This is a genomic window from Streptomyces sp. NPDC054813 (assembly GCF_053611365.1).
On sequence record NZ_JBSHAF010000003.1, the window covers coordinates 320,312 to 327,244 of the forward strand.

Consider the following 6,933-nt stretch of genomic DNA (forward strand, 5'->3'; position numbering starts at 1 on the left):
GGCCGCCGAGCGTGCCGGAGCTGCCCCAGAGGCCGGTTGAGCGGGGCCACCGTAGGGCTGCGTAGGCGGGGGTGGCCGGTGGAGTCTCCGGCGCGGGCGCGTGGGGGCTGAGCGCGCAGTTCCCCGCGCCCCTGACGGGGCGCGTTGCCTCAGGGGCGCTTGAGGGGTTGGCCCCCAAGGTCAGCGGATCACCATCACCTTCACGCCGATCGTCGCGAAGTTCCACATCGCGTTGCCGTCGGGGCGGGTTTCGCGGATGCCGCCTGTTCTGACCGTCGGGTCGGGGGGTTCGATCATGCTGGTGCCGGTGGCCGCGCTGAAGCCGATCGCCGAGCCGTCCTTCGTGGTGGTGAAGCGGACCACGTGTTCGATGGGGAGACCGTCCGTGCCCGTGACCGCCTTCGAGCGGGACGTCACCCAGTAGGCGCCCACGGGCGGGTCGATCGTGCCGGGCTTCACCGTGAAGCTGCGCTCGACGCGCTCGCGCTCGTTGACGAGCCAGACCCGGTCGTCGTCCACCGAGTACACCACCCGTTCACCCGTTCCGGAGCCGTTCGGCAGGGCGGTGGGGTGGTGCTGGTCGCGGGGTGCCTTGGCCGCCGGTGCTCCCGGGGCGGGGCTCGACGTGGACCTGCTGCCGAGACCGGGTGGGACGGTGGCCGAGGCCTGGTAGGCGAGGAGACCGACCGCCCCGACGGCCGCAGCGGTGAGGCCGGCCACGATTCCCGAGCTGGTCCCTGACACGTGCGCCACCTCTGACTCGCCGTATATGTCGTACTTCGTACAGACCGTAGCAGCCAGTGACCGTCGGCCCCTGGCGGCCGTGCTCGCGGCGTCGGAGCCGTAGGCTGTTCGCGTGCTCTTGCTCGCTCTGGATACCGCCACCCCCGCCGTCACCGTCGCGCTGCACGACGGTGAGGCCGTCATCGCCTCGTCGAGCCAGGTGGACGCGCGCCGGCACGGCGAGCTGCTGCTGCCGGCCGTCGACCGCGTTCTCGCCGAGGCCGGGGTCAAGCTGGACGCCGTCACCGGGATCGTCACAGGCATCGGTCCCGGTCCCTACACCGGCCTGCGGGTCGGTCTGATGACCGCGGACACCTTCGGGCTCGCGCTGGGCGTGCCCGTGCACGGCCTGTGCACGCTCGACGCGCTCGCCTACGCGGCCGACGTCGAGAAGGGCCCGTTCGTGGTGGCGACCGACGCCCGCCGCAAGGAGGTCTACTGGGCGACGTACGCCGACTCGCGCACCCGGCTCACGGATCCGGCCGTCGACCGGCCCGCCGACATCGCCGAGCGGGTCGCCGGTCTGCCCGCCGTCGGCGCCGGGGCGATGCTCTACCCGGACACCTTCCCGGTCGTGCACGAACCCGGGCACGTCTCCGCGGCCGCCCTCGCCTCGCTCGCCGTCGAGCGGCTGGCCGCGGGCGAGGAACTGCCCGCGCCCCGGCCGCTGTATCTGCGCCGGCCGGACGCCCAGGTGCCCAAGAACTACAAGGTGGTCACCCCGAAGTGACCGCACAGTTGCGCGAGATGCGCTGGTGGGACATCGACCGGGTCCTGGAGCTGGAGAAGGGCCTGTTCCCCGAGGACGCCTGGTCGCGGGGGATGTTCTGGTCCGAGCTGGCACACGCGAGAGGCCCGGAGGCGACCCGGCGGTATGTGGTCGCCCTGGTGGACGACCGGGTCGTCGGGTACGCCGGGCTGGCCGCCCAGGGCGAACTCGGCGACATCCAGACCATCGCCGTCGCCCGCGACCACTGGGGCACCGGTCTCGGCGGACAGCTCCTCACCGAGCTGCTGCGGGCCGCGACCGCCTTCGAGTGCGCCGAGGTGATGCTGGAGTGCCGGGTCGACAACACCCGTGCGCAGAAGCTCTACGAGCGGTTCGGCTTCGAAGCCATCGGGTTCAGACGCGGCTACTACCAGCCGGGCAACGTGGACGCCCTGGTGATGCGACTGACGACGAAACCAGGCGGCGGCCCCGCCGACGGACCCACTTCCGGACAAGGAACCGAGATCAATGGCTGACGAACCCCTGGTTCTGGGGATCGAGACCTCCTGCGACGAGACCGGCGTCGGCATCGTCCGGGGCACCACCCTGCTCGCCGACGCCGTCGCCTCGTCGGTCGACGAGCACGCCCGCTTCGGCGGAGTGGTGCCCGAGGTGGCGTCCCGGGCGCACCTGGAGGCGATGGTCCCGACCATCCAGCGCGCGCTGAAGGACGCGGGCGTGAGTCCGAAGGACCTGGACGGCGTCGCGGTCACGGCCGGCCCCGGCCTGGCCGGTGCGCTGCTGGTCGGCGTCTCGGCGGCGAAGGCGTACGCGTACGCGCTCGGCAAGCCTCTGTACGGCGTGAACCACCTCGCCTCCCACATCTGCGTCGACCAGCTGGAACACGGTCCGCTGCCGGAGCCGACGATGGCCCTGCTGGTCTCCGGCGGGCACAGCTCCCTGCTGCTCTCCTCGGACATCACCTCCGACGTGCGGCCGCTCGGCGCGACCATCGACGACGCGGCCGGCGAGGCCTTCGACAAGATCGCCCGCGTGCTGAACCTGGGCTTCCCCGGCGGCCCGGTCATCGACCGCTACGCGAAGGAGGGGGACCCGCAGGCCATCGCCTTCCCGCGCGGTCTCACCGGTCCGCGCGACCCGGCGTACGACTTCTCCTTCTCCGGCCTCAAGACGGCGGTGGCCCGCTGGATCGAGGCCAGGCGGGCGGCCGGCGAGGACGTCCCGGTCCGCGACGTGTCCGCCTCCTTCCAGGAGGCGGTCGTGGACGTCCTGACCCGCAAGGCCGTCCGGGCCTGCCGCGACGAGGGCGTCGACCACCTGATGATCGGCGGCGGGGTCGCCGCCAACTCCCGCCTGCGCGCCCTGGCCCAGGAGCGCTGCGAGGCCGCGGGCATCCGGCTCCGCGTCCCCCGCCCGAAGCTGTGCACGGACAACGGCGCGATGGTGGCCGCCCTCGGCGCCGAGATGGTCGCGCGCAACCGGGCCGCGTCGAGCTGGGACCTCTCGGCGGACAGCTCCCTGCCGGTGACCGACCCGCATGTCCCGGGTCACCACCACGATCACGTGCACGAGGTCAGCAAGGAGAACCTGTACTCGTGACGGTCGCGTTGATGTGGGAGGCGCGGGCGGTGGCGGGCCGGGGCGCGGAGCTGCTGACCTGGGCGCGCGGGCAGAGCCTGCCCGCGGCCCCGCTGCGCCGGGAGACCTTCCGGGCGCCGCAGGACCGGGTCCTGGTGATCACCTGGTGGGACGGGTCGTACGACGACTCGGGCCGCCCCGAACTCCCCGACCCGCCGGGGGATCTGGTGACCCGCCCGGTGCACCGCTGGCGCTTCGAGTCGGCCGGAGTGGAAACCCTCTAGGGCCTTGGCCACGTCCGGCGGATCTGGGCGTCGGTCATCGCCGCTGTGTCGGCGGTCGGGGCCTGTTCCAGGCCGAAGCCGATGAGCAGGACCTCGGCGTAGCGGCGCCAGGCGTCGGGGGCGATGTCGTGGGTGCGGTCCACGACGGCGCCGACCATGTACAGGTAGGCGTACACGTCGGAGCTGGCGAAGTCCGCGCGGACCGCGCCCGCCGCCACGGCCCGTGCCACCAGCCCGTCCACATGGCCGCCGAGTTCGTCGCGCATCGCGGCGAGCGGCCCGGTGTCGAGGTCGGCGTGGGCGAGGATGACGTCCAGGGCCCGGTCCCCGGCCCGCCAGCGCGCCGTCTCCAGCAGGTACTGGCGCAGGGCCCGGCCGGGGTCGGTGTGCTCCTCGGCCGCCGCCGCGAGCCCCAGGAACGTGGTGAACCGCTCGGCGAACAGGGCGTCGACCAGCGCCTGGAGGTCGGCGAAGCGCCGGTAGACGGTGCCGACGCCGACCCCCGCCTCGTGGGCGATCTCGTTGAGGGTGACGACGGCACCCCGCTGCGCGATCATGCGGTTGGCCGTGTCCATGATCAGCCGACGGTTTCGTTCCGCGTCCGCGCGCAGCGGGCGTTGCGTTTCCCGGGTCACACCGGGACATTCTCCAGTACGGCCGGGCGGGACAGTCGGCCGGCCAGGAGCAGGGCGCCGGTCACGGTGCCCCACAGCAGCCAGGAGTAGACCCCGGCGCGTTCGAACACCCCGGCGGTGCTCGTCGAGACACCGACCAGGGTCTCGCTGAGCAGGCCCAGCACGCCGACCGTGACAGTGAAGACGCGGTACGACGGCGGGGCGCCGAGGCCGCGCAGCGACCCCGCCATGATCACGACGGTGTTCGCGCACAGGATGGCGATCGCGGCCGCGACGACATGGACGACCAGGCTGTAGCCCGGCCCGTGCGCGGAGCCGTGGAAGAGCCCGACCAGGACGAACGCCACGCCGTGGGTGGCGGCGAGGGCGACGACGACGCGCCGCGCACGGCCGCTGACCAGTACGGACAGCAGGATCACGCCGGTCGCGAAGAGGATCCCCTGGACCATGAACGAGGTGTTCATCAGCTGGTGCGAGGGGGAGCAGATCTCGCGGCCCTGGAACGTGGTGCCGCAGTCCGGCACGCCGAGGTCGCTGATGTAGTTGGTGGCGTAGCTGTAGGGCGGATCGTTCCAGGCCGCCGCGGTGACGGCTTCGGCGATCACCCATTGCAGGGCGTTCACCACCAGGGCGACGGCTCCCAGCGACAGCCGACGGCTGCGTGACATCGGGACTCCTCACGTTTCGGACCACGCCGACACGCGCCACGGTAGCACTAAACGGATACTTCTATCCGCTTAGTGCGGTGGCGGCCCGTGCGGAGTGCCTTGCCGCACTTCAGGAGGCCGTCAGCCGCGTCCCGGCGGTCACCTCACCTCCGTCTCGCAGTGCAGCACCCGGTCCGGCCCCGACCGCCGTACCGGACCCGTCAGTTGCAGCCGGACCCTGGCTCGGACCTCGGTGCTCGAAGCGCCCACCCGGAGCTCCAGCGCACCCGGTTCCACCACCCGGACCCCCTCCCGGTCGGTGAACGCCGAGAGGTCGGTGTGGAAGCGGAAGGTCAGCCGGCGGGACTCGCCCGGCGCCAGGTCCAGGCGCCGGTAGCCGATCAGGCGGACGTCCGGGCGGGTCACCGACGCCACCGGGTCGTGCAGGTAGAGCTGTACGACCTCCGTGCCCGCCCGGTCGCCGGTGTTGCGGACCGCCACGGTCACGTCGTACGAACCGTCCGTGCCGATCTCGGCCGTGCGCTGCGACACCGGCTCCCACGCGAACGTCGTGTACGAGCGGCCGTGCCCGAACGGGTACAGCGGGGTCGGGTCCAGGTTGCTGAGCTCGCCGGCCAGGCCGAGCGGGGGCTGGAGGTAGGTCCAGGGCTGGCCGCCGGGCACCCGCGGGACGCTCACCGGCAGCCGCCCCGACGGGTTGACGCGGCCCGACAGCACGCCCGCCACCGCCGGGCCGCCCTCCTCCCCGGGGAAGAACGCCTGCACCACCGCGCCGAGCCGGCCCTGCCAGCGGCCCAGTGCGTACGGGCGCCCGGTGAGCAGGACCAGGACCACCGGGACGCCCGTCGAGAGCAGCGCGTCCAGCAGGTCGGCCTGGACGCCGGGCAGCGACAGGTCGGCGACGTCGCAGCCCTCGCCGGAGGTGCCCCGCCCGAACAGGCCCGCCCGGTCGCCGAGCACCGCCACGCACACGTCCGCCTCCGCCGCCCGGGCCACCGCCTCCGTGAAGCCGGCGGTGTCCGGGTCGGAGACGTCGCAGCCCTCGGCGAACGTCACCTTCGCGTCCGGGAGTTCGGCGCGCAGCGACTCCAGGACGGTGGGGATGGCGATGCCCAGGTCGACCTCCGGGTGGTGGGTCAGGACATGGGACGGGAAGGAGTAGCAGCCGAGCATGGCCAGGGCGTCGGCCGCGCGCGGGCCGACCACCGCGATGCGGGTGTCGGGGGCCAGCGGCAGGACGCCGTCCGGGTTGTCCAGCAGGACGACCGACTCCTCCGCCAGGCGCCGGGCCAGGTCGCGGTTGGCCGTCGAGTCGAGGTCGACCGAGGCCGGGGGCTCGGGATCCCAGTCCGCGTCCAGCAGCCCCAGTTCGCACTTCTGGAGCAGCACCCGGCGGACCGCCCGGTCCACCAGGGACTCGGGGATCGTGCCCTCCCGCACCGCCGTCACCAGCGGGCGGCCGTAGCACTTCAGGGTCGGCAGTTCGACGTCGATGCCCGCCGCCAGCGCGAGGCGGGCCGCCTCCGCCTCCGTGCCCGCCACCCGGTGCAGCGTCTGCAGGAAGCCGATGCCGAAGTAGTCGGCGACGACGGTTCCCGTGAAGTCCCAGTCGTCGCGGAGCAGTTCGGTCAGCAGGCGGGGGTCCGCGGACGCCGGGACCCCGTCCGTCTCGTTGTACGCCGCCATCACCGAGCGGGCCCCGCCCTCGCGCAGCGCCATCTCGAACGGGGGGAGGGTGACGTCCGCGAACTCCCGTACCCCCGCCCGGACCGGGGCCAGGTTGCGGGCGCCGGCCGAGGAGGCGTACCCCGCGAAGTGCTTGAGCGTGGCGATGATCCCGGCCGACTCCAGGCCCCGGACGTAGGCCGTGCCGATCGTGCCCACCAGGTACGGGTCCTCGCCGATCGTCTCCTCGACCCGCCCCCAGCGCGGGTCCCGGACCACGTCCAGGACGGGGGCCAGGCCCTGGTGCACGCCGACCGAGCGCAGGTCCGCGCCGATGCTCCGGCCCAGCTCCTCCACCAGCGGCGGGTCGAAGGCGGCGCCCCAGGCCAGCGGGACCGGATAGGCCGTCGCGCGCCAGGCCGTGAAGCCGGCCAGGCACTCCTCGTGGGCGATCGCCGGGATGCCGAACCGGCCGGCGGCGGTGATCCGGGGGGGGGGGGGCGGGGGGGCGCGGCCCCCCCCCCCCGGCGGAGACGGGGGGGGGGGGCTACGGGGGGGCGTCGGCTCGGGGGGCGGCGGGTGGGACACCA

At 73.5% G+C, this 6,933-nt stretch carries 8 protein-coding genes; 4 read left to right on the top strand and 4 right to left on the bottom strand.

Going from position 1 to position 6,933, the window contains the following annotated elements; all coding sequences use genetic code 11:
* Positions 1-180: 180 nt before the first annotated feature.
* A complete protein-coding gene (locus ACWGJB_RS07615; RefSeq protein ID WP_453379288.1) occupies positions 181-744 on the bottom strand; it encodes a hypothetical protein in 564 nt (187 codons plus the stop codon).
* Positions 745-856: 112 nt separating this feature from the next.
* On the opposite strand from ACWGJB_RS07615, the gene tsaB reads away from it, so the two are divergent.
* From tsaB to ACWGJB_RS07635, 4 genes are read left to right on the top strand one after another with little or no spacing between them, the layout of a single operon-like run.
* A complete protein-coding gene (gene tsaB, locus ACWGJB_RS07620; protein ID WP_453379289.1) occupies positions 857-1,513 on the top strand; it encodes a tRNA (adenosine(37)-N6)-threonylcarbamoyltransferase complex dimerization subunit type 1 TsaB in 657 nt (218 codons plus the stop codon).
* 17 nt (positions 1,514-1,530) lie between these two features.
* The gene (rimI, locus tag ACWGJB_RS07625) at positions 1,531-2,028 is read left to right on the top strand and encodes a ribosomal protein S18-alanine N-acetyltransferase (protein WP_453379466.1); all 498 of its coding nucleotides are present in this window, start codon (positions 1,531-1,533) and stop codon (positions 2,026-2,028) included.
* Complete coding sequence (tsaD, locus tag ACWGJB_RS07630; protein WP_453379290.1) at positions 2,021-3,112, top strand: tRNA (adenosine(37)-N6)-threonylcarbamoyltransferase complex transferase subunit TsaD; 1,092 nt, start codon at positions 2,021-2,023, stop codon at positions 3,110-3,112. Before rimI ends, tsaD begins: the two co-directional genes overlap by 8 nt.
* Positions 3,109-3,375: a hypothetical protein gene (locus ACWGJB_RS07635; protein ID WP_453379291.1), complete on the top strand. Its 267-nt coding sequence runs from the start codon at positions 3,109-3,111 to the stop codon at positions 3,373-3,375. Before tsaD ends, ACWGJB_RS07635 begins: the two co-directional genes overlap by 4 nt.
* Here the strand turns inward: ACWGJB_RS07635 and ACWGJB_RS07640 are convergent.
* The 3 genes from ACWGJB_RS07640 to ACWGJB_RS07650 form a co-directional block, all read right to left on the bottom strand.
* The gene (locus ACWGJB_RS07640) at positions 3,372-4,010 is read right to left on the bottom strand and encodes a TetR/AcrR family transcriptional regulator (protein ID WP_453379292.1); all 639 of its coding nucleotides are present in this window, start codon (positions 4,008-4,010) and stop codon (positions 3,372-3,374) included. The two genes, ACWGJB_RS07635 and ACWGJB_RS07640, sit on opposite strands and share 4 nt — an antisense overlap.
* Positions 4,007-4,678, bottom strand: coding sequence for a DUF998 domain-containing protein (locus tag ACWGJB_RS07645; protein WP_453379293.1), 672 nt, complete (start codon positions 4,676-4,678; stop codon positions 4,007-4,009). The genes ACWGJB_RS07640 and ACWGJB_RS07645 overlap by 4 nt, the downstream gene beginning before the upstream one ends.
* A gap of 138 nt (positions 4,679-4,816) precedes the next feature.
* A partial coding sequence (locus ACWGJB_RS07650) for a beta-xylosidase/alpha-l-arabinosidase (RefSeq protein ID WP_453379294.1) occupies positions 4,817-6,933 on the bottom strand: 2,117 nt, incomplete at its 5' end.

Excerpts from the sequence above, each read along its gene's own strand:
- rimI (WP_453379466.1), top strand. The coding sequence starts at position 1,531 with ATGCGCTGGTGGGACATCGACCGGGTCCTGGAGCTGGAGAAGGGCCTG.
- tsaD (WP_453379290.1), top strand. The coding sequence starts at position 2,021 with ATGGCTGACGAACCCCTGGTTCTGGGGATCGAGACCTCCTGCGACGAG.
- ACWGJB_RS07645 (WP_453379293.1), bottom strand. The coding sequence starts at position 4,678 with ATGTCACGCAGCCGTCGGCTGTCGCTGGGAGCCGTCGCCCTGGTGGTG.